This window comes from Aeromonas sp. BIGb0445, from assembly GCF_024809075.1.
In the GTDB taxonomy this organism is placed as follows: domain Bacteria; phylum Pseudomonadota; class Gammaproteobacteria; order Enterobacterales; family Aeromonadaceae; genus Aeromonas; species Aeromonas rivuli.
Genome location: NZ_JANUES010000006.1, coordinates 20,399 through 39,723, shown reverse-complemented (window position 1 = coordinate 39,723; position 19,325 = coordinate 20,399). Strand labels below are relative to the sequence as shown.

At 63.1% G+C, this 19,325-nt stretch carries 19 protein-coding genes and 1 riboswitch; of the genes, 6 read left to right on the top strand and 13 right to left on the bottom strand.

All coding sequences use genetic code 11. The features are described 5' to 3' along the window. Positions 1 to 199 precede the first annotated feature (199 nt). Positions 200 to 283: riboswitch (cyclic di-GMP riboswitch) on the top strand. A 58-nt stretch (positions 284 to 341) separates the two neighbouring features. Continuing rightward, entirely contained in the window at positions 342 to 1,763 is a 1,422-nt protein-coding gene (gene gbpA / locus M2367_RS13465; protein ID WP_404972877.1) for an N-acetylglucosamine-binding protein GbpA, read from the top strand. An 81-nt stretch (positions 1,764 to 1,844) separates the two neighbouring features. Here gbpA and cbl read toward each other — a convergent pair whose 3' ends face one another. From cbl to M2367_RS13430, 7 genes are all read right to left on the bottom strand, one after another. Beyond that, positions 1,845 to 2,792 (bottom strand): HTH-type transcriptional regulator Cbl, encoded by a 948-nt coding sequence (gene cbl, locus M2367_RS13460; RefSeq protein WP_042044418.1) that lies wholly within the window; start codon positions 2,790 to 2,792, stop codon positions 1,845 to 1,847. Positions 2,793 to 3,052: 260 nt separating this feature from the next. Further along, positions 3,053 to 3,181, bottom strand: a complete 129-nt coding sequence (locus tag M2367_RS13455) for a hypothetical protein (protein WP_259236970.1) — start codon at positions 3,179 to 3,181, stop codon at positions 3,053 to 3,055. A gap of 2 nt (positions 3,182 to 3,183) precedes the next feature. After that, positions 3,184 to 4,248: a sulfate/molybdate ABC transporter ATP-binding protein gene (locus M2367_RS13450; RefSeq protein WP_042044260.1), complete on the bottom strand. Its 1,065-nt coding sequence runs from the start codon at positions 4,246 to 4,248 to the stop codon at positions 3,184 to 3,186. A gap of 9 nt (positions 4,249 to 4,257) precedes the next feature. Next, a complete protein-coding gene (gene cysW, locus M2367_RS13445; RefSeq protein ID WP_370736624.1) occupies positions 4,258 to 5,112 on the bottom strand; it encodes a sulfate ABC transporter permease subunit CysW in 855 nt (284 codons plus the stop codon). 41 nt (positions 5,113 to 5,153) lie between these two features. Beyond that, positions 5,154 to 5,993, bottom strand: coding sequence for a sulfate ABC transporter permease subunit CysT (gene cysT / locus M2367_RS13440; protein WP_224431351.1), 840 nt, complete (start codon positions 5,991 to 5,993; stop codon positions 5,154 to 5,156). Positions 5,994 to 6,278: 285 nt separating this feature from the next. Next, complete coding sequence (locus tag M2367_RS13435) at positions 6,279 to 6,815, bottom strand: alpha/beta hydrolase (RefSeq protein WP_259236969.1); 537 nt, start codon at positions 6,813 to 6,815, stop codon at positions 6,279 to 6,281. A 55-nt stretch (positions 6,816 to 6,870) separates the two neighbouring features. Next, positions 6,871 to 7,872, bottom strand: coding sequence for a sulfate ABC transporter substrate-binding protein (locus tag M2367_RS13430; protein ID WP_259236968.1), 1,002 nt, complete (start codon positions 7,870 to 7,872; stop codon positions 6,871 to 6,873). A 229-nt stretch (positions 7,873 to 8,101) separates the two neighbouring features. Here M2367_RS13430 and M2367_RS13425 point away from each other — a divergent pair, with 229 nt between their 5' ends. From M2367_RS13425 to M2367_RS13415, 3 genes are all read left to right on the top strand, one after another. Beyond that, positions 8,102 to 9,361 (top strand): MgtC/SapB family protein, encoded by a 1,260-nt coding sequence (locus M2367_RS13425; RefSeq protein ID WP_259236967.1) that lies wholly within the window; start codon positions 8,102 to 8,104, stop codon positions 9,359 to 9,361. A 79-nt stretch (positions 9,362 to 9,440) separates the two neighbouring features. Beyond that, positions 9,441 to 10,031 (top strand): sugar O-acetyltransferase, encoded by a 591-nt coding sequence (locus tag M2367_RS13420; protein WP_259236966.1) that lies wholly within the window; start codon positions 9,441 to 9,443, stop codon positions 10,029 to 10,031. Beyond that, the gene (locus M2367_RS13415; RefSeq protein ID WP_042044266.1) at positions 10,028 to 10,366 is read left to right on the top strand and encodes a DUF1294 domain-containing protein; all 339 of its coding nucleotides are present in this window, start codon (positions 10,028 to 10,030) and stop codon (positions 10,364 to 10,366) included. Before M2367_RS13420 ends, M2367_RS13415 begins: the two co-directional genes overlap by 4 nt. Before the next feature lie 170 nt (positions 10,367 to 10,536). Here the strand turns inward: M2367_RS13415 and ptsG are convergent, their stop codons facing one another. The 4 genes from ptsG to M2367_RS13395 form a co-directional block, all read right to left on the bottom strand. Next, a complete protein-coding gene (gene ptsG, locus M2367_RS13410; RefSeq protein WP_259236965.1) occupies positions 10,537 to 11,991 on the bottom strand; it encodes a glucose-specific PTS transporter subunit IIBC in 1,455 nt (484 codons plus the stop codon). A gap of 109 nt (positions 11,992 to 12,100) precedes the next feature. Then, the gene (locus M2367_RS13405) at positions 12,101 to 13,348 is read right to left on the bottom strand and encodes an ABC transporter substrate-binding protein (RefSeq protein WP_052448277.1); all 1,248 of its coding nucleotides are present in this window, start codon (positions 13,346 to 13,348) and stop codon (positions 12,101 to 12,103) included. A gap of 343 nt (positions 13,349 to 13,691) precedes the next feature. Continuing rightward, positions 13,692 to 15,134, bottom strand: coding sequence for a HAMP domain-containing sensor histidine kinase (locus M2367_RS13400; protein ID WP_042044268.1), 1,443 nt, complete (start codon positions 15,132 to 15,134; stop codon positions 13,692 to 13,694). Then, positions 15,124 to 15,828 carry a response regulator gene (locus M2367_RS13395; protein ID WP_259236964.1) on the bottom strand — a complete coding sequence of 235 codons (705 nt, stop codon included), beginning with the start codon at positions 15,826 to 15,828 and terminating at the stop codon, positions 15,124 to 15,126. The genes M2367_RS13400 and M2367_RS13395 overlap by 11 nt, the downstream gene beginning before the upstream one ends. 198 nt (positions 15,829 to 16,026) lie before the next feature. Here M2367_RS13395 and M2367_RS13390 point away from each other — a divergent pair, with 198 nt between their 5' ends. Together M2367_RS13390 and M2367_RS13385 are read left to right on the top strand one after the other, a co-directional pair. Then, the gene (locus M2367_RS13390; protein ID WP_259236963.1) at positions 16,027 to 16,239 is read left to right on the top strand and encodes a hypothetical protein; all 213 of its coding nucleotides are present in this window, start codon (positions 16,027 to 16,029) and stop codon (positions 16,237 to 16,239) included. A gap of 37 nt (positions 16,240 to 16,276) precedes the next feature. Continuing rightward, a complete protein-coding gene (locus M2367_RS13385; RefSeq protein WP_259236962.1) occupies positions 16,277 to 16,738 on the top strand; it encodes a GNAT family N-acetyltransferase in 462 nt (153 codons plus the stop codon). 146 nt (positions 16,739 to 16,884) lie between these two features. Here the strand turns inward: M2367_RS13385 and M2367_RS13380 are convergent, their stop codons facing one another. Beyond that, on the bottom strand, positions 16,885 to 17,520 hold the full coding sequence (locus tag M2367_RS13380; protein WP_259236961.1) for an FMN-binding negative transcriptional regulator: 636 nt from the start codon (positions 17,518 to 17,520) through the stop codon (positions 16,885 to 16,887). 201 nt (positions 17,521 to 17,721) lie between these two features. Beyond that, complete coding sequence (gene argH / locus M2367_RS13375; protein WP_259236960.1) at positions 17,722 to 19,107, bottom strand: argininosuccinate lyase; 1,386 nt, start codon at positions 19,105 to 19,107, stop codon at positions 17,722 to 17,724. Between the last annotated feature and the right edge of the window lie 218 nt (positions 19,108 to 19,325).

The window sequence follows — 19,325 nt, the reverse complement described above, 5'->3', positions numbered from 1 at the left end:
GCCCACCATCACCTCTGAACAGTGACTGTGATGTCACACCATGCGCGGCTCTGGCCAGCAACTCTTCTGCCGCTGGCAAGCCACCCGTTGTCGCAAAAAGGTGGCTGGCAGCTCAGTTCAGTCCCTTTTTTGAAATTAATGTTAATTTTTTGTTCAAAATTAGCCATGATAAGTTGTCGAGTGAAACCGACACCCAGACACAGTCATTTGGCAAACCGGTCGAAAGGCCAGGACGCAAAGCCTCCGGTCCCGGGATCAAGCACGGGATAGCGGGGTTGCAGCAGGTGTTCGGGGGCTCCCCGCCAAACTGACTGCCCAGACAGACTCAACACAAGGAATCTATGGCAGTGAATCAACCACTTCATCGTCTTGCCGTCATCACCGCCCTGTTGGCCAGTGGTGGCGCCCTTGCCCACGGCTACATCAGCAGCCCGGAAGCCCGCAACACCCTTTGCAAGAACGGAGGCAACATAGGCTGCGGCGCCATCCAGTGGGAACCCCAGAGCCTGGAAGCGCCGTCCGGCTTCCCGAATGGCGGGCCCGCCGATGGCGACATAGCCTCGGCTGGCCATGCCCAGTTCGCCGAGTTGAATGCCCAGACCAGCGATCGCTGGACCAAGCGCACAGTGAGCGCCGGTGCCATCGATATCAGCTGGACCTTTACCGCCAACCACGTCACCCGCAACTGGCGCTACTACCTCACCAGGCAAGATTGGGATCCCAATCAGCCCATCAGCCGCAGTAGCTTCGATCTGACCCCCTTCTGTGTCATCGACGGCGGCATGGTACAACCCCCCAAGCAGATGACCCACAGCTGTACCCTGCCAGCTCGCACCGGCTATCAGCTGATCTTGGGGGTCTGGGAGGTGGGGGATACCCCCAACAGCTTCTACAACCTGATCGATGCCCGCTTCCAGGATGGCGAGCTGCCGCCGCTGGCCTGGAGCCAGAGCGGTACCATCTACCCCTCGGTGGATCTCAAGGCCGGAGACAGAGCCATGACCCGGGTGTTCGATGCCAACGGCGAGCGCCCCGAGTTGCAGACGGTGCTCACCGTCGCCAGTGACGAGCAGGGGCTCAAAAATAACTGGGCCCAGGCGCTGGCCAGCAAGATAAACGCCGAGCAGAGCGAGATCCGTGCCGGCCAACCGGGTAGCGGTGACAGCTTCAACCCCGTCTATGGCCAGAACCCCGTCTACCTGAAGGCAGGCAGTGGCCTGGCCCGGGTCGAGATCCAGCTTGAGCAGCAACCTGCCCCCGTGGCCGACAGCCTGGTGGTGACTGGTCTCGCCGATAGCTACCCGCTCGATGGCGGCAACCTCAAGCTCGACTTCACCCTGGCAGTGCAGGGGGACTTGAGTGTAACAGCCACCCTCTATGACCATGGCGGCGCCGCCAAGGGTCAGGTCAAGACCGACATCAAGGACGCCAGCCAGAGCCTGAGCCTGGCCCTGACCGGTCTCAGCGCCGGTCATCACCAGCTGGTGCTCGCAGGCACCCCCAAAGGAGGCGGCGCCCTGTTGCAACAGACCCATGACCTGATGCTTCAGGATCCTGTCAGTGGCGACTACCAGTATGTTTTCCCGGCCTCTCTCTCCTCTTACAAGGGTGGGGTCAAGGTGCTGCAGCCCAAAGATGGCAAGCTTTACCAATGCAAACCCTTCCCCGCCGAAGGTTGGTGCAGCCAGTGGAGCAGCAACGCCACTCACTATGAGCCTGGGGTAGGCAGCCATTGGCAGGAGGCCTGGTTACTGGTGCAGTGATGGCCTGATACGAGCATGAAGAAGGGGAGCCATGGCTCCCCTTCTTCATGAGGTGACTGGCGCCACCGATAGCCTGAGCGCTCAGATCTGATAATCGATGAGCGGCTCACCATGGAGCGCCCGGGCCTGGATGTCGGCCAGCGCCAGCTCGGGGTTGCAGAGCTGGATGAACTGCCAGGCGAAGTTGTGTTGGAACTGCCCCTGCTTGAGGCCAATCCAGGCGGTGTGAGGGGCGAACAACCGGCTGCCGTCGAGCTGGTGGAGCCCCAGATCGCGCTGAGGATCGAACGCCATGTCCGCCAGGATGCCCACCCCCATCTCCAACTCCACATAGGTCTTGATGACATCCGAATCCTGGGCGGTCAACAGGATCTGGGGCGAGATCCCCGCAGCGGCAAAGGCCTCATCGACCCTGGCCCGTCCGGTCAAACCCGCCTGATAGGTGATGATGGGCCACTGAGCCAGGGCCCCCAGACTCAGCTCGGCCTCCTCGCTGAGGGGGTGCCCCCTTGGTACCACTATGTTGTGATGCCAGCGGTAGTAAGGAAAAGCCACCACCCCTTCGCTGCGATCGAGCTGCTCGCTGCTGATGCCGATATCCACTTCACCGGTTTGCAGCAGCCGCACTATCTCCTCCGGCCCCCCCTGACGCAGCTCCAGCTGCACCTCGGGGAAGCGCTCACGGAACGCCTTTACCACCTTGGGCAGGGCGTAACGCGCCTGAGTATGGGTGGTCGCCACCAGCAGCCGCCCCGACTCGCGGTTGGCGAAGGCGCTGGCCAGCTTGCGGATATTGCCCGCATCATTGAGGATGCGCTCGGCGATCACCAATAGCTCCTTGCCCGGCTCCGTCATGCCAAGCAACCGCTTGCCGTAGCGCACGAACAGGGCGATGCCGAGTTCCTCCTCCAGCTCGCGGATATGGCGACTGACCCCGGACTGAGAGGTGAACAGGGCGTTCGCCACCTCGGTCAGGTTGTAGTCGCGCCGAGCCGCTTCCCTGATGATCCGTAACTGCTGAAAATTCACCCTCGCCTCCTCCATGCCAAGGGTTGCCCCTTATCCGTGATGAAACCGTTACGGTTCCCATGTTTGTGTTTGCCTTGCCCAACCTGGAGGGACGCCACATTCAGGAGTCAGCCATCGCTCCCTCAGATCTGATAATCCGGGTAGAGCTGAGCCTGTCTGGCCACCAGCCGCACCGTCTGCCCGGCGCTGAATTGGCTAGCCTCGGCACGGCTCAATTCGGCTTCGGGCTTCGAAACAGCGCCCCATTTGCGATGCCAAGGTCAGATCTGATAATCCGGGTAGAGCTGAGCCTGTCTAGCCACCAGCCGCACCGTCTGACCGGCCCTGAAGTGGCTGGCCTCGGCACGGCTCAACTCGGCTTCGACACAGCGCCCCATTTGCGATGCCAAGGTCAGATCTGATAATCCGGGTAGAGCTGGGCCTGTCTGGCCACTAACCGAACTCGCTGACCGGCACTGAAGTGGCTGGCCTCGGCACGGCTCAATTCGGCTTCGAATAGTGCCCCATTTGTCTCCCCGCCGCCACGCAGTTCGACCCGGATGCGCGGCCCCATCGGCAGCAATCGGCTGATGGTGGCCTCCACCCCGCCCTGGGTTTCGAGGGGATGCAGTTCCAATTCGTGGGGACGCACATAGGCGATGGCCGCACTGCCCTGACTGAGATCGGCACGGCCACCGGCAAGCAACTGCTCGCCGACCCCAAACCCCTGAGCCGCCACCCGGCCATGAAACAGATTCACGCTGCCGAGGAAACTGTGTACGAAGGCGCTGGCCGGCTTGTCATAGACCTCGGACGGGGTGCCTATCTGCTCCACCTTGCCGGCATTCATCAGCACCACCCGATCCGCCACTTCCAGCGCCTCCTCCTGATCGTGGGTGACGAACAGGCTGGTGACGTGCAACTCGTTGTGCAACTCCCGCAGCCAGCGGCGCAACTCCTTGCGCACCTGGGCATCGAGGGCGCCGAAGGGCTCGTCGAGCAGTAACACCTTGGGTTGTACCGCCAGGGCCCGCGCCAGGGCAACCCGTTGGCGCTGACCGCCGGAGAGCTGAGTCGGGTGCCTATCCGCCACATGGCTGAGCTGCACCAGATCCAGCAACTCCCTGACCCGGGCGCGGATCACCGGCTCGCCGGGACGCTCGCTTCTGGGTTTTACCCGCAGGCCGAAGGCGACGTTCTCGAACACCGTCATGTGACGGAACAGGGCGTAGTGCTGGAACACAAAACCGACATTGCGCTCGCGCACATGGAGGGCGCCTGCGTCCTCGCCCCGGATCACTATGCGGCCCGAATCCGCCTGCTCCAAGCCGGCGATGATGCGCAGCAAGGTGGTCTTGCCACAGCCGGAGGGGCCGAGCAGCGCCACCAGTTCACCATCCTTGAAGTCGAGGTTGATGTCACTGAGCGCCGCATATTGGTTGAAGCTCTTGGTTAACTGTTGCACCTGTATGCTCATGACGGCCTCTTACGACGTGCTATGGGATGATGGAGTCCGGCTACGCAACCGGTTCAGCAGGGTTTCCCCCACCAGGGTGAAGATGCCAAACAGGGCGAGCAGGCTGGCCACCGCGAAGGCGGCACCGGTCTGATACTCGTTGTAGAGGATCTCGATATGGAGCGGCAGGGTGTTGGTCTGGCCGCGAATGTGGCCCGAGACCACTGAGACGGCGCCAAACTCCCCCACGGCCCGGGCGGTACAGAGCAGGACGCCATACATCAGGCTCCAGCGAATGCCCGGCAGGGTGACGCGCCAGAACATCTGCAGGCCGCTTGCCCCCAGCATGATGGCGGCTTCCTCCTCTTCCGGGCCTCGCGCCTCCATCTGCGGCAACAGCTCGCGCACCACGAAGGGCACAGTGATGAAGGTGGTCGCCAATATGATGCCGGGGGTGGCGAAGATGACCTTGATGTCATGTTCGCTCAGCCAGTCGCCAAACCAGCCCCGGCTGCCAAACAGCAGCACCAGCATCAGGCCCGCTATCACCGGCGATACCGAGAAGGGCAAGTCGATGAGGGTGATGAGCCACTGGCGCCCCGGGAAGCGAAAGCGTGCGATGGCCCAGGCCGCAGCCAGGCCGAACAAGACATTGAGCGGCACCGAGCACAGGGTCACCAGAGCGGTGAGTCCCAAGGCGCTCAAGGCGTCGGGATCACTGATCGCCTGCCAGAAGAAGGCCAGCCCCGGGCGCAGCGCCTGGATAAAGATGGTGGCCAGGGGCAACAGCAGCAGGACGCTGAACCAGCCCAGTCCCAGGCTAATGAGCAGCCACTTGACCCAGCGCGGATCCCGGGTGGGTGACTGGGACGGGTCGGCGACCATGGGGGCATGGGTGGCCGCATTCACTGCGATGGCAGATGAGTTCATGCTCGGCTTCCTCCTATGCGGGCCCAGCTCCAGGCTTGCAGCTGGTTAATCAGCAACAGCATGACGAAAGAGATGAGCAGCATGACCAGGGCGATGGCGCTGGCCCCTGCATAGTCGTACTCCTCCAGGTGACTCATGATCATCAAGGGGGCTATCTCGGAGACCATGGGCAGGTTGCCGGCGATGAAGATGACGGAGCCGTATTCGCCGACCCCACGGGCAAAGGCCAGGGCAAAACCGGTGATCAGCGCCGGGATCAGGGTCGGCAGCAGCACCCGCAGGAAGGTCTGCCAGCGGTCGGCCCCCAGACTGGCCGCGGCCTCCTCCTGCTCTGCTTCGGCCTCGCGCAGCACGGGTTGCAGGGTGCGCACCACGAAGGGCAGGCCAATGAAGGTCAGGGCTATCACCACCCCGGCCGGGTTGTAGGCGAGGGTGATATCGAGGGGGGCCAGAGCCTGGCCTATCCAGCCGTTGGGCGCGAAGATGGCGCACAGGGCGATGCCGGAGACGGCCGTCGGCATGGCGAAGGGCAGGTCGATCAGGGCATCCACCAGACGGCGACCCGGGAAGCGGTAGCGCACCAGTACCCAGGCCAGGATCAGGCCAAAGAGCGTGTTGAGCAGGGCCGCGACCAAGGCGGCAACGAAGCTCAATCTGAAGGAGGCGAGCACCCGGGGGGAACTGATCACCTGCCAGAACTCGGCGGCACTCATATGGTTGACCGCAAACAGCAGCAGCGCGGCGATGGGCAAGAGGACCAGCAGGCCCAGATAGAGCAGGCTGAACCCCAGGGTGGTGCCCAGACCGGGCAGAACGGAGTAAGAACTAAAACGCATAACGAGTCCGTTTGTTATAAGTCGCTTTCGATGAGACGATTCTGCGCACTCCAGACCCCACAACAAACTGCCAATAACGGCTTTGCTAAGCACTTTTTTGGCTAAGCGACCCCCGTCCATAAAAAAGACCCGCATCGTCCAGATACGGGTCAGAAAGGAGCTTGCCAAGCACTATCAAAAATCTCCTGCCAGGGGGCTATCCATGCCCACCTCTTTATCTCTCCTCTGCCGATAGCAACGACCACCACCACGATCAACGCCCTTCAAAAGGGGGGTTCCCGGCTCTCAAACCGTGTCGGCGACCAGCTCGGCCCGGCGATAGAGCTCGCCGAGCAGTTGCAGACCGCAAGCCCACTCCCCATGCCCGGATTGGGCATTGAGATGACCCACCTCACCGGCATCATGGAGGGGAAGCTGCCACTGTTGACGCCAATATTCTGCTCGCTCGAAGCTCATCCAGGGGTCGCTGCGGCTCGCTACCAGCTGGGCGCAGACCCCGAGGGGCCCGGCCAGCAACTCATCTGCAATCCCGAAGCGGGCGGGATCGGCGGGCGCGACCAGGAAGAGCGAGGCGACCTTGTCCGGTTGCAACTGGCTGGCGCGGATAGCCGCCAGGGCGCCGAAGGAGTGAGCCACCAGGTGGGCCTTGCCGCGCCGACTCCTGAGCTTGCCCGCCAGCTTGGCACTCCACACCGTCAGATCCGGCTTATCCCAGGGCAGCCCCACCATGCGTTGCCAGTGGGGAAAGTCGTGATGCCAGCGGCTCTGCCAGTGATCCGGGCCGCTGTCGTGCAGGCCGGGAACCAGTAGGATCTTGTTCATCATGTCGCTCCTCTGCTTGCTCGTCCCAGGGTATCAAGGCACCCGCGGCTGCTGCTCAGCGGCCCGGCTGGTAGATCTGGTCGAACAGCCCGCCCTGGGCAAAGTGTCTCTTCTGCGCCTTCTCCCAATCCCCTTCCAGCTCCTTGACGGTGAACAGGGTCAACTGGGGGAACTGGGCCGCCGTCTCCTGCTGAACCTTCGGCTGGCTTGGGCGGTAGTGATACTTGGCGATGAGGCGCTGCCCTTCGTCGGAATAGAGGTACTCGAGATACGCCTTGGCCACCGCCTCAGTGCCATGTTTCCTGGCGACCTTGTCGACCACGGCCACCGGCGGTTCGGCCAGGATGGAGACCGACGGCACCACCAGCTCGAACTTGTCGCCGTTACCGGGCTGATCCAGCACCAGCAGCGCCTCGTTCTCCCAGGCGAGCAGCACATCCCCCAGCCCCCGCTCCGTGAAGCTGGTGGTGGCGCCCCGGGCACCGGAATCGAGCACCTTGACGTTCTTGAACAGCTCGCCGACGAACTGCTTGGCCCCCTCCTCGCTCCCCGTGCTCTTCAGGGCATAACCCCAGGCGGCGAGGTAGTTCCAGCGCGCCCCTCCCGAGGTCTTGGGATTGGGGGTCACTATGCCGACATCGGGGCGAACCAGATCGTCCCAGTCCTTGATCTGCTTGGGATTGCCCTTGCGCACCAGGAAGACGATGGTGGAGGTGTAAGGCGCGGCGTTATTGGCGAGCCGACTCTGCCAGTCGGCGGCAATCAACCCCTCCTTGGCAATGGCATTGACGTCGTAGGCCAGGGCCAGGGAGACCACATCGGCCTCCAGCCCCTCCGTCACGGCGCGGGCCTGCTTGCCGGATCCGCCATGAGACTGGCTCACCACCACCTGGTCCCCGGTCTTGGCCAGCCACTGCTTGGCGAAGGCGGCGTTGTACTCATGGAACAGCTCCCGGGTCGGATCGTAGGAGACGTTGAGCAGCCGGATCTCGGCGGCCTGGGCCTGACTCAGGGTCAGCAAAGAGAAGAGGGTGAAGGCGGTCTTGGTTAATGTCATGGCGATACTCCTTTATCTGGGATGTATTCAGCATGCCCATGATCCGTTATGCCCAGAACCAAGAAATTACGCTTTGCTTATCTCATTTACTCATATCAAGTCCGCTCCCTCGCCCTCTCTCCGGACTCTGTGAGACAGCGCCCAGGCCCCGGCATCAGCTTGTGCCATCCTCAGCACAGGGCGATGGCACAAGCGGCCATGAGGGTCAGACGATCAGGAGGAGAACCCCATGTGGATCGAGGCGGAACCCGTCTACGGCGCCCTGGTGTCACTGGCCATAGGGCTCATCATAGGACTGGAGCGGGGCTGGCAAGTGCGCCAGCTGGGGGACAACCAGCGCATCGCCGGGATGCGGACCTATGGTCTCATCGGCCTGCTCGGCGGCGTCTGCGCCCTGCTGCTGCCAACCCTGGGATCCTGGTTGGCACTGCTCGGCCTGCTGGCTGTGGTGGCTGGCTGCGGCCTCTCGGTCTGGCTGGCCCAGCGCTGGCAGGGGGAGTTTGGCCTCACCAGCTCGGTGGCCATGGTGCTCACCTACCTGCTGGGGCTGATGTCTGTGCTGCAGAGCCCGAGCGAGGCGGTGGCCTGCGCCGTGCTGGCGGCGCTCTTGATGGGGCTCAAGGGCCAGATCCAGCAGGGCATGCTGTTTTTGAGCGAGACGGAATTTCACGCCACCCTGCGCTTCCTGCTCATCTCTCTGGTGCTGCTGCCGGTGCTCCCCGACGTCGAGATGGGCCCCCTCAACGCCTTCAACCCCTTCAAGATCTGGCTGATGGTGGTGGTGATCGCCGGCATCTCTTTCTCGGGCCACTTCGCGGTGCGCCTGCTCGGCACCCGCGCCGGCCTGGTGCTCACCAGCATGCTGGCGGGGCTCGCCTCCTCCACCGCCCTCACCCTGCAATTTGCCCGCCTCAACAAGGAGCAGCCCGGGCTGGAGCGGCTGCTGGCCACCGGCATACTGCTGGCGGGCGCCACCATGTGGTTGCGACTGCTGGTGCTGGTGCTGCTCATTCACAACGAGCTGGCCATGCGCCTGACCCTCCCCCTGCTGCTGCTGGCGGCCATCGTCTATGGCTTCGCCTTCTGGTTCTGGCGCCAGCGCGAGGAAATGACCGACAACCCGGTGCAGCCCGAAACCCGCAATCCGCTGGATCTCGCCACCGCCATCAAGTTCGGCCTGCTGCTGGCGCTGATCGGCTTCATGGCCACACTGCTGCAGAGCAAGTTGGGCAACTCCGGGGTCTATCTGCTGGCGCTGGTCTCCGGCATCACGGACGTGGACGCCATCACCTTGTCTCTCTCCCAGCTCGCCCACAAGGAGCTGGCGCTGGAGGTGGCGGCCCGGGCCATTCTGCTGGCCGGGCTGGTCAACTCCCTGGTGAAGGGGCTGCTGGCCCTGGTGATCGGCGGCCGCCGTCTGGGGCTGAGGGTGATGCTGCCCTACCTCCTCTCAGTGCTGCTGATCCTGCCCCTGCTCTGGCTGGGCTGACCTGGTCATCAGGGATCCCCTGACGCCGCACTGCCCGTCACGTATACTGGCGCCTCTTGGCACATGAGAGGAGGTGAGCATGGCAAGCGACTGGGACAAGGTACTGGCGGGCGGCGCCCTGAACAGCCAGAGCGAGGAGATAGCGAACGACCGCATTCGCGGCCAGGCCCTGCTGGCGAGACTCAACGCCACACCGGCGGGGGATCACCAGGGGCGCCAGCGCCTGTGCGCCGAGCTGTTCGGCCACTGCCCCGACTCCTGCTGGATAAGCTCCCCCTTCATCTGCGAATTTGGCCGCAACATCCATCTGGGGGAGAAGACCTTCTTCAACTTCAACGTCACCATACTGGACGTGGGCGAGGTGCACATCGGCAGCCATGTGCTGCTGGCCCCCAACGTGCAGATCTACACCGCCACCCACAGCATGGACTATCTGGAGCGCCGCAACTGGACCGCCTACAACAAGCCGGTGCGCATCGGCGATGACTGCTGGATTGGCGGCGGCGCCATCATCTGCCCCGGCGTCACCATAGGGCCGCGCTCCATCATAGGCGCAGGCGCCGTGGTGACCCGCGACATACCAGCGGACTCACTGGCGGTGGGCAACCCGGCCCGGGTGATCCGCACCCTCAGCCCGGACGAGCCCCGGGATCCGGCGCTGCTGTCATGATGGGGCTGGCCCTGATCCCGCTTGGCTGGGCCAGCTGGCTTGGCGTGCAGAGCGGCCTCTGGTGGCCCCTTGGCCTGATAGTGCTGATGAGCCTGCTGACCCTGGCCGCCTACGCCTGGGACAAGCGCCAGGCGGTGCGCGGCGGCTGGCGCATCCCGGAATCCCGCCTGCACCTGCTGGAGCTGCTCGGCGGCTGGCCCGGCGCCCTGGTGGCCCGCCACTGGCTGCGCCACAAGACCCAGAAGGGGAGCTACCGGCTCCGATTCTGGGCCATCGTCTGGGGCCAGTTGTTCTTGCTCGGGCTCTGGCTCAGCCGCCCCTTCTGGCTAGCCTGACCCATCACTTGCACCAAAAAGAGAGGGCCCCACCAGCGGTGGGGCCCTCTCTTTTTTTCAGACCTTTCCATGGGGCGGATCACACCGCCAATCCCCGCCATCCCGGCCTTGAGATGGCCTGAGCGACGAGCACACTGGCCCCGGCGTACATCACTCTGATCCTGAGGCGCTTACACCGCCAGCGCCGCCGACATCTCGGTCTTGATGTTGTCGGATCGGGTGCCGAAGATGGCCTGCAGGTTGTTGCCCACCACCAGTACGTCGATGGCGCCAAGGGCCTTGATGCGGGCAATATCGGCCAGCTTGATGTCATGCAGAGTGACCCTTAGCCGGGTGATGCAGGCATCCAGGTGCTCTATGTTTGCCGCCCCCCCCATGGCCTCGACCAGATCCAGCGCCAACTCGTCTTGCTCCTTGATGTCCACCGCCTGCAGCGGCTGGCTCTCCCGCCCCGGGGTCTTGAGGTTGAACTTCAGGATGAAGAAGCGGAACAGGAAGAAGTAGAACAGCGCCCAGAGCGGCCCGATGATCAGGAACCACCAGGTGTTGTGGGTCTGGGGCAGATTCAGGTAGAGGAAGAACTGCAGTGCGCCATGGGCAAAGTCGGTGCTGTGCACTATGCCCAGGTAGTTGGTCAGTGCGAAGGCGACCCCGGTCAGCAGGGTGTGAACCACATAGAGCATCGGCGCCACGAACAGGAAGGCGAACTCCACCGGCTCGGTGATCCCGGTCAGCCAGGAGGTGAAGGCCGCCGACAGCATCAGGCCGCCCACCAGCTTGCGTTTCTCGGGCTTGGCGCAGCTATAGATGGCCAGGGCCGCGGCAGGCAGGGCCCACATGGAGTACATGTAGCCACCGGCCAGACCACCGGCATTGGGATCCCCCTTGAAGAAGCGCACCAGCTCCCCCGTTACCACTTCCCCGGTCTGCGGGTTGGTCCAGCTGCCCAGCTCGTTGAAGAAGAAGGCGTTCCAGATGTGGTGCAAACCGGTCGGGATCAGGGCGCGCTCGACCAGACCATAGATGCCGAAGGTGATCGATTTGTTCAAGGTGCCCAGGTAGGCGGTGAACTCGAAGATGGCGGAGCCAACCACGGGCCAGATGAAGCCAAGCATGACCCCGAGGAAGATGCCGCTAAAGCCGGTAATGATGGGCACGAAGCGCTTGCCGGCGAAGAAGCCCAGGTATTCGGGCAGCTTCAAGGTGTGGAAGCGGTTGAAGAAATAGGCCGCCAGGGATCCCATCAAGATGCTGCCGAGGATCCCCATGTTGAGGGTGGGAATGCTCATCACCTCTGTGTTGGTCTCAAGGCCGCGCAACACCACCGTCTTGCCGAGGGCCGCGTTCATGGTGATGAAGCCCACCACGGCGGCCAGGGCGGCCGTGCCGTCATTGTTGCGGGCAAGGCCGATGGCGATGCCGATCAGAAACAGCAGCGGCATGTTGCCGAAGATCCAGTCCCCCGACACCATCAGCACGCTCCAGAAGGACTCCGGCAGGAAGAGGTGCCCCTGGGCACCAAAGTTGCCTATGCCCAGCATCAGGCCGGCGGCGGGCAGGGTCGCCACGGGTAGCATCAGACTGCGGCCGACCCGCTGCGCCTGGGAGAAAAACGATCCGGACATGGCTCAATTCCTTTTTGATGGTTGTCCGGAAGATGTTACCGGGTCGGCGCGGCCCGCGAGTATCAATAGGCTATCGGATTGTAATGAAACGGTTACAAAGCCGACATGTTCACCCCTTGGCGGAGGCCGTGCGTGCCACGGCGCCGAGGCGGCGGATCACCCCCTCCCTGTCGAGATCGGGCTGATTGAAGAAGCGATAGAGCTCGCTCTCGACCGCCTTCTGATAGAGGGGATGCAACGCCATGGAATCCGCCACGCTCGGCATCAGATTGCCGGCGGCCTCGGCCCTGTCGTAGTCGATGCGCGACAACTGGGCACAGGGATTGAAATCGGCCAAGGAGAGATCCCGGCGCACCGGGATCGAGCCCTTGGCGCGGTTGAAGGCGAGCTGGAAATCCGGGCTGGCCAGCGCCCTGGCAATCCCGAGATGGTCTTTGGGCAGGTTGGCGTTGAACATCACGAAGCTGTCCATGTTGTAGACATAGAGCCCCTGGGTGCCAGGTGCCGGCAGGCACTGGATCTGCTCGGGCACGGCCACACCTCGGGCCAGCAGATCTCCCAGAACCCAGTCCCCCATCAACTGGAAGGCGGCCTTGCCCTCGGCAAGATCGGCGGTGGCCTGATCCCAGCTCTGCTGGCTCAGGGTCGGCAACACCAGCTCGCTCAACTCGCGAAAGCGGTCCAGGATCTGGCGACTGGTATCACTGCCGAGCGCCACCGGGTCCAGCTCGACGAAGGCCTTCTGGTAATACTCCTTGCCCCCCATCCCCAGCGCCAGGCTCTCGAACAGCAGGGCCACCTGCCAGGGGTCGTTGCCGAGCGCCAGCGGTTTGATGCCCTTGGCCTTGAGGGCCCGCAGCGCATCGAGAAAGCCGGGCCAGTCGGTGGGCGGCGCAATGTCGAGGCGGGCCAGCAGGGCGCGGTTGACCCACATCCAGTTGAGGCGATGCACGTTGACCGGTATCCCCATGTAGTGGCCCTTTATCTTGTTTACTTGGGGAGCGACCCCCAGCAGTTGCTGATCCCAGTGCTGTTCGACTGCCACCTCATCCTGGGGCTGGATGAAACCGAGCAGGGTCCAGGAGGCGATGGCCTGCCCCTCAAGCTGGGCCAGGGCCGGGGGATTGCCCGCGATGGCTCTGGCCTGCAGCACATCCATGGCGCTGTTGCCTCCGCCGCCAAGGATGGCGGCATTCTTGAGCTCCACTCCGGCCCCTTGCAACTGGGTCGTCACCACGGCGAAGGCAGCCTGCTCCCCCGGGGAAGTCCACCAGTGCAACATCTCCACCTCGCCGGCCAGGGCGTCATGGAGCGGCAGGGCCAGCAACCAGGCCAGGGCCCGCAGGGAATTAGTCAAGGTTGAGCTCCAGTACCAGGGTCAGACCATGGGGTTGATGATTGTGAAGATGAATGTCGCCGCCGTGGATGCGGGCGAGGGTGAGCTGCCGGGCAGGGCCCGCAGGGAATCAGTCAAGATTGAGCTCCAGTACCAGGGTCAGACCATGGGGTTGATGATTGTGAAGATGAATGTCGCCGCCGTGGATGCGGGCGATGGTGAGCTGCCGGGCAGGGCCCGCAGGGAATCAGTCAAGGTTGAGCTCCAGTACCAGGGTCAGACCATGGGGTTGATGATTGTGAAGATGAATGTCGCCACCGTGGATGCGGGCGATGGTGAGCTGCCGGGCAGGGCCCGCAGGGAATTAGTCAAGGTTGAGCTCCAGTACCAGGGTCAAACCATGGGGTTGATGATTGTGAAGATGAATGTCGCCGCCGTGGATGCGGGCGATGTGGCGGGCTATGGTGAGGCCGAGCCCGCTGCCGGGCAGGGCCCGGGTCGAGGCCACCCTGAAGTAGGGATCAAACACCCGCTCCATCAGCGCCGGACTGATGCCCGGCCCTTGGTCACTGAATGCGATCCTCACCTTGTCCCCCTGGCGCGCCACCTGCACCGAAAGGCGCTCTCCATACTTGATGCCGTTGTCTATGATGTTTTGCAGGCAGCGCTTGATGGCCAGCGGCTTGCCGACCAGCATCAGGCTGGAGGGCCCTTGCAGCGTCATCCTCAGCTCATCGTGGTTATGGAGCTCGCCACAGCGGCGCAGCATGCCCATCAGATCCAGCGCCTCTATCTCCTCGTGGATATGGGTCTCTTTCATGCACTGCAAGGCACCCTTCACCATCAGCTCCATCTCGTCCAGATGGGCTGCGAACTTGTCCCGCACCTCGGCATCATCCAGCATCTCGGTACGCAGCTTGAGGCAGGCCAGCGGGGTTTTTAGATCATGGGACATGGCGCTGAACAGCAGATCACGCTCATGCAGGTGGCTGCTGATGCGCCGCTGCATCTTGTTGAAGGCGTGGATGGCGGCGCGGGTCTCGCTGCTCCCCTCCTCCTGCACCTCGGGCACCTCCCGCTTGCTGTCGAGCAGGGTGGCGGCCCGCGCCAGGTTGCGGATGGGCCTTATCTCCTTGCGCACCACCCACCAGGTGGCGATCAGTATGATGAGCGCCGAGCCCAGCATGAAGCCGAGCTGATTCAGGGTGAAGAAGCGGGGATCAAGGCTGTCATAAGGGGCGGGCAGCGCAGCCGCCAGATAGAACCAGGCGGTGGGCGACACGGCGATCTGTATCACCAGAATGGGCGGATTGAGCTCCCCCAGTGCCAGGCTGTAGTGGGCCCAGTTCAGGGGCAAGTCGTCGATGGGGAGCTCGGTGTTGAACACCCGCAGATCGGCGCGATTGGTAAACTCGACCCGGGTGGTCACCTCGCTGCCCAGCTCCTGCTGCAGCACGCGCCGCACCTCGGTCACCATGTGCTCGCGGCGGGACGAACCCGAGATGGGGGTCACCGGCAGCGGGTGATTGTTGAGGGAGACGAAGAAGCGGGTGCCCCCCATGTTGCGCAGCTGCTCCAGCACCAGATGGCGGTAATCCTGGGGCAGCTTGCGAAAGAAGGCGATGGTGGAGGAGGCGCTCAGGGCCATGCTGCGCACAGTGCTGATCAAGCCCTGCTCCTGAGCCTGGTTGCTGTGGCGATACCAGAAATAACCGGCGCACAGCTCGGCGGCCAGGATGACGCACAGCAGGAACAGGCTGGTGCGGCTGGCCAGGGAGCGGGGCCCCCAGCCACGGCTAGGCCTCATAGACGGTCTCGGTCGCCAGCATGTAACCCTTGTTGCGCACCGTCATGATCAGGGTGCGATCCTTGTCATCCAGGGCCTGGCGCAGCCGGGAGACCTGTACGTCTATGCCCCGCTCGAACGGGTCGCTCTCCCTCCCCCAGATCTCATGGGAGATGAGATCCCGGCTGAGCAGCTCATTGGGGTGGCGAATGAAGAGGCCGAGCAGGGTGTAGTCGGCCCCCGATAGCTGACGCGGCACCTCCCCCGCACGGGAGAGCTGACGGGTCACGCTGTCCAGGGTCCAGGGGCCGAAGTTGATGCGCCGGGCAGTCGCCGCCTGCTGGGTGAGACGGCTGCGCCGCAGCAGCGCCTTGATCCGGGCCAGCAGCTCCCGGGGATTGAAACTCTTGGTGAGGTAATCATCCGCCCCTATCTCGAGCCCGGCGATACGATCGGCATCCTCGGTCACGGCGGTCAGCATCATGATGGGCACGTTGGAGAGGCGGCGCAGCTGAGAGCAGAGGGTGAAGCCGTCATCCCCGGGCAGCATCACGTCCAGGATCACCAGATCCGGCATGCCCTGGCGCACCTGCTGCCACATGGCCTCGCCATCGCAGGCGGTGCGTACCTCGAAGCCCGCACGGCCCAGATACTCGGTGAGGGTATCGGTCAGCGCCTGGCTGTCATCGACGATGAGAATGACTTTACTGTCCATGGCATTATCAATCTGGCTACGAAGATCGGCCCTAAGTTACCAGCACAGGCGCGCCAGGGTCGAGGCAATTGGCAGGCTTTTTGTAACCAAACTCTTACAAATCAGCCAAGATGGGATCCCCCGCTGGGCAAGACGGGGTGGGGCTGTCAAAATGGCCGGACTGACCCAGACCGGGGTCCTGCTGCCAGGGAGGCAAACATGAGTCTGTGGACCGCCATCGTCCTTATTGTCCTGATCAGCATGCTGTTCGGCTATCTCGGCAAGCGCGCCCGCTACCAGCTGGGGGATGCCCGAATCACCGACCGCCTCGGCAAGCAGGATCTCATCATCAAGGAGTTGCAGGAGCGGGTCGCCAACCTGGAGGCCATCGTCATCGAGGAAGAGAAGCGCCGGCCATTCAGGGATCTCTGAGCCGGGCACCCAGTCTCCGTTATCCAGAGAGGAAACAATGAACATTCGACGATTCAACATCGGGGATGAAGCCACGTTATTTAAGGTTTTTTTATCGGCAGTGCATGAGGTTGCATCGGCTGACTATACAGCGGAGCAGATTCAGGCATGGGCACCCGAGGATATTTCCCCGACGCTGTGGGCTGAGCATATCAGGACATTACGCCCCTTTGTCGCTGACATTGATGGTGACATCGCCGGGTATGCTGACGTTCAGCCCAATGGCTATATCGACCACTTTTTCGTGGTTGGCTCTCATGCACGACAAGGGGTCGGCACCCGCTTGATGATGTGCCTTCATGAAGAGGCCAGGTTATTGGGTATTGGCGAACTGACGGCCGATGTGAGCAAGACGGCGGAACCCTTCTTCGCACTGCATGGCTTTCATGTGGATGAGAGAAGGTATCCCGTCCGCCGCGGCGTCATGATCCCCAATGCATTGATGCGCAAGAAATTGTAGCCCAGGCAGCCAGCCCCATGGCTGGTCGCGAAATGGACGCTATGACGCCAGCCGCCTGGCCAATGATGCTCTGAACGGACGCACCATCAATAACGGCAACCCATGGGTTGCCGTTTTGCAATCTCTCCACATGGCGGAATTTATCGCTATCGCGGCGAGAGTGGTGACTGTTGCATCGCCGCTGCCAGCGCCGTCTGGCCCTTGGCCTGCAAAGCATCGACGGCCCCCAGCCGGTCCCCCTCCTCCTTGTTCTGACTCAGCTTGAACTTGCCGACCAGCTGATCGATCTCGATCTCTATGCCCACCACGGCCTGCACCATGGCCTCGAGATAGTCTCTCGGTGCATCCGCCATCTTCCAGGGAGCGGGCTCGGCGGCCTCATGGACCCGGGTCAGGCTCGTCAGCAGGCGGCGCACGAAGCGGGCGTCGTCCCGCACCCGGATGCGACCGTGGGCATGCACCACCGCATAGTTCCAGGTGGGCACCTGCTTATGATGTACCTGCTTGCTCGGATACCAGCTGGGGGAGACATAGCCCTCGGCGGCCCTGAAGATCACCAGCACCTCCTGCCCTTCCTTCACCTCCTGCCAGAGCGGGTTGTTGCGCGCCACATGGGCCCGCAAGATGCCATGCTCCCCCTCATCGGCATCGAACTCGAATGGCAGGTGGTTGGCATCCAGCCCTGCCGGGCCATGCACCACCAGAGCCGCCAAGGGATGGGCCTGCATCAGCTCGTGGATCACTTGGCTGTTGGGGGCTTCGAAGTGAGGGGGTAGATACATGACAACTCCTTGAATGATGACAGGCCTGAATGCCATTCAGACGAAAAACCTTATCCTCTCCCACATCGGCACGGTGGGCCAGGCAAGATCCTGGATCAGTGTCCATGTTCGGCGCCCGACTGACACGCAGGAACACAATAGAAGACGGCAACCCCGAGGTTGCCGTCTTGTGCGCATTGGAATCAAACCGTAGCGGTTCGGTTAACCCGCGCGCTTGGCCAACCAGGCTTCGGCGGCGCCGAGGGCTGCATCCACCAGCTCGCGGGCGACGCCGCCCTTGGCGACCCGCTTGGCCAGGGTGGCTTCCAGCTCCAGGTTCGGATAGACATCCTCGCCGATCACTGAGCTGAAGCGCTGGAACTCCGTCAGGGAGAGCTCTTCCAGCGGTTTTTTCAGCTTGATGGCCTGCACCACCACTTCACCGACGATATGGTGCGCCTCGCGGAACGGAATGCCCTTGGCCACCAGATAGTCCGCCAGCTCGGTGGCGTTGGCATAGCCGCCCTGGGCCGCCGCCTTGGTGCGCTCGACGTTCACCTTGAGATCGATCAGCACCAGCGCCGCCATGTCGAGGCAGTCGTGCCAGGTGTCGAGGGCATCGAACAGCCCCTCCTTGTCTTCCTGCATGTCCTTGTTGTAGGCCAGCGGCAGCGCCTTCAGGCTCATCAGCATGGCCATCTGGGCGCCGACCACCCGGCCAGTCTTGCCGCGAATGAGCTCAAGGGCGTCCGGGTTCTTCTTCTGGGGCATCAGGGAGGAGCCGGAGGTGACCGCATCGGAGAGCTCGACGAAGCCCGCCTCGCCGGTGTTGTAGAAGATGAGATCTTCCGCAAAACGAGAAAGGTGTGCCATGGACAGCGACGCCACGTGCATCAGCTCCACCACGTGATCCCGATCCGAGACCGAATCCAGGCTGTTGCGGGTGGCACCGCTAAAGCCCATGTCCAGCGCCAGCACCTCGCGGTCGATGGCGTAGGCGGTGCCGGCCAGGGCGCCGCAGCCGAGCGGGCTGGTGTCGAGGCGCTTGAGGGCATCCTGCAGGCGGGAGTGGTCGCGCTCCAGCATCTCCACATAGGCCAGGGCCCAGTGGGCGAAGGTGACCGGCTGGGCACGCTGCAAGTGAGTGTAACCGGGCAGCACCGCGGCCTGATTGGCACGGGCGGAAGCGACCAGCCCCTGTTGCAGCGCGGTGATGGAGGCGAGCAGCAGCTCCCCCTGGGCCTTGCACCAGAGTTTGAGATCGGTGGCGACCTGATCGTTGCGCGAGCGGCCGGTGTGCAGCTTCTTGCCGAGGTCGCCGACGGCGGCGATAAGCGCGCCCTCGACCCAGGAGTGGATGTCTTCGGCATCGGAGCTGAGGATCTGCTGGGGATCCTGTTGCACCGAGGCGAGCAGCACCTCCATCGCTTGTTGCAGTTTTCCTTGCTCATCGGCGGTCAGGACACCGACCGAGACCAGGGCGCGGGCCCAGGCCATGGAGCCCTGAATGTCCTGCTCCGCCAGCCGGTAATCGAAGCGCAAGGAGTCATTGAACTGCTTGAACCTGCTATCTGCCCCCTGACTGAAGCGTCCACCCCAAAGTGCCATACTGCTCTCCTTGAATCTGTTGTCGGTGGCGCCACTTGCGCCCGCCGCTCGTTATCTCGATGAAGGGTTATCTCATAAAAAGGGGCGCGCTGGCGCCCCTTTCGTCACGCTTGAGGGTCAGTCTGCCGACTCTCCCACCCCGATGGCTAAGGGCTGACCCTTAGCCATCACGGCGTCTTGATAAATGAGGGGGCCAGGCCCCCTCGCTTATCTGGTCA

Coding starts and splice junctions, on each gene's coding strand:
- gbpA (WP_404972877.1), top strand. CDS start 342: ATGGCAGTGAATCAACCACTTCATCGTCTTGCCGTCATCACCGCCCTG.
- M2367_RS13450 (WP_042044260.1), bottom strand. CDS start 4,248: ATGAGCATACAGGTGCAACAGTTAACCAAGAGCTTCAACCAATATGCG.
- cysW (WP_370736624.1), bottom strand. CDS start 5,112: ATGGTCGCCGACCCGTCCCAGTCACCCACCCGGGATCCGCGCTGGGTC.
- cysT (WP_224431351.1), bottom strand. CDS start 5,993: ATGCGTTTTAGTTCTTACTCCGTTCTGCCCGGTCTGGGCACCACCCTG.
- M2367_RS13435 (WP_259236969.1), bottom strand. CDS start 6,815: ATGAACAAGATCCTACTGGTTCCCGGCCTGCACGACAGCGGCCCGGAT.
- M2367_RS13430 (WP_259236968.1), bottom strand. CDS start 7,872: ATGACATTAACCAAGACCGCCTTCACCCTCTTCTCTTTGCTGACCCTG.
- M2367_RS13425 (WP_259236967.1), top strand. CDS start 8,102: ATGTGGATCGAGGCGGAACCCGTCTACGGCGCCCTGGTGTCACTGGCC.
- M2367_RS13420 (WP_259236966.1), top strand. CDS start 9,441: ATGGCAAGCGACTGGGACAAGGTACTGGCGGGCGGCGCCCTGAACAGC.
- M2367_RS13415 (WP_042044266.1), top strand. CDS start 10,028: ATGATGGGGCTGGCCCTGATCCCGCTTGGCTGGGCCAGCTGGCTTGGC.
- ptsG (WP_259236965.1), bottom strand. CDS start 11,991: ATGTCCGGATCGTTTTTCTCCCAGGCGCAGCGGGTCGGCCGCAGTCTG.
- M2367_RS13400 (WP_042044268.1), bottom strand. CDS start 15,134: ATGAGGCCTAGCCGTGGCTGGGGGCCCCGCTCCCTGGCCAGCCGCACC.
- M2367_RS13395 (WP_259236964.1), bottom strand. CDS start 15,828: ATGGACAGTAAAGTCATTCTCATCGTCGATGACAGCCAGGCGCTGACC.
- M2367_RS13390 (WP_259236963.1), top strand. CDS start 16,027: ATGAGTCTGTGGACCGCCATCGTCCTTATTGTCCTGATCAGCATGCTG.
- M2367_RS13385 (WP_259236962.1), top strand. CDS start 16,277: ATGAACATTCGACGATTCAACATCGGGGATGAAGCCACGTTATTTAAG.
- M2367_RS13380 (WP_259236961.1), bottom strand. CDS start 17,520: ATGTATCTACCCCCTCACTTCGAAGCCCCCAACAGCCAAGTGATCCAC.
- argH (WP_259236960.1), bottom strand. CDS start 19,107: ATGGCACTTTGGGGTGGACGCTTCAGTCAGGGGGCAGATAGCAGGTTC.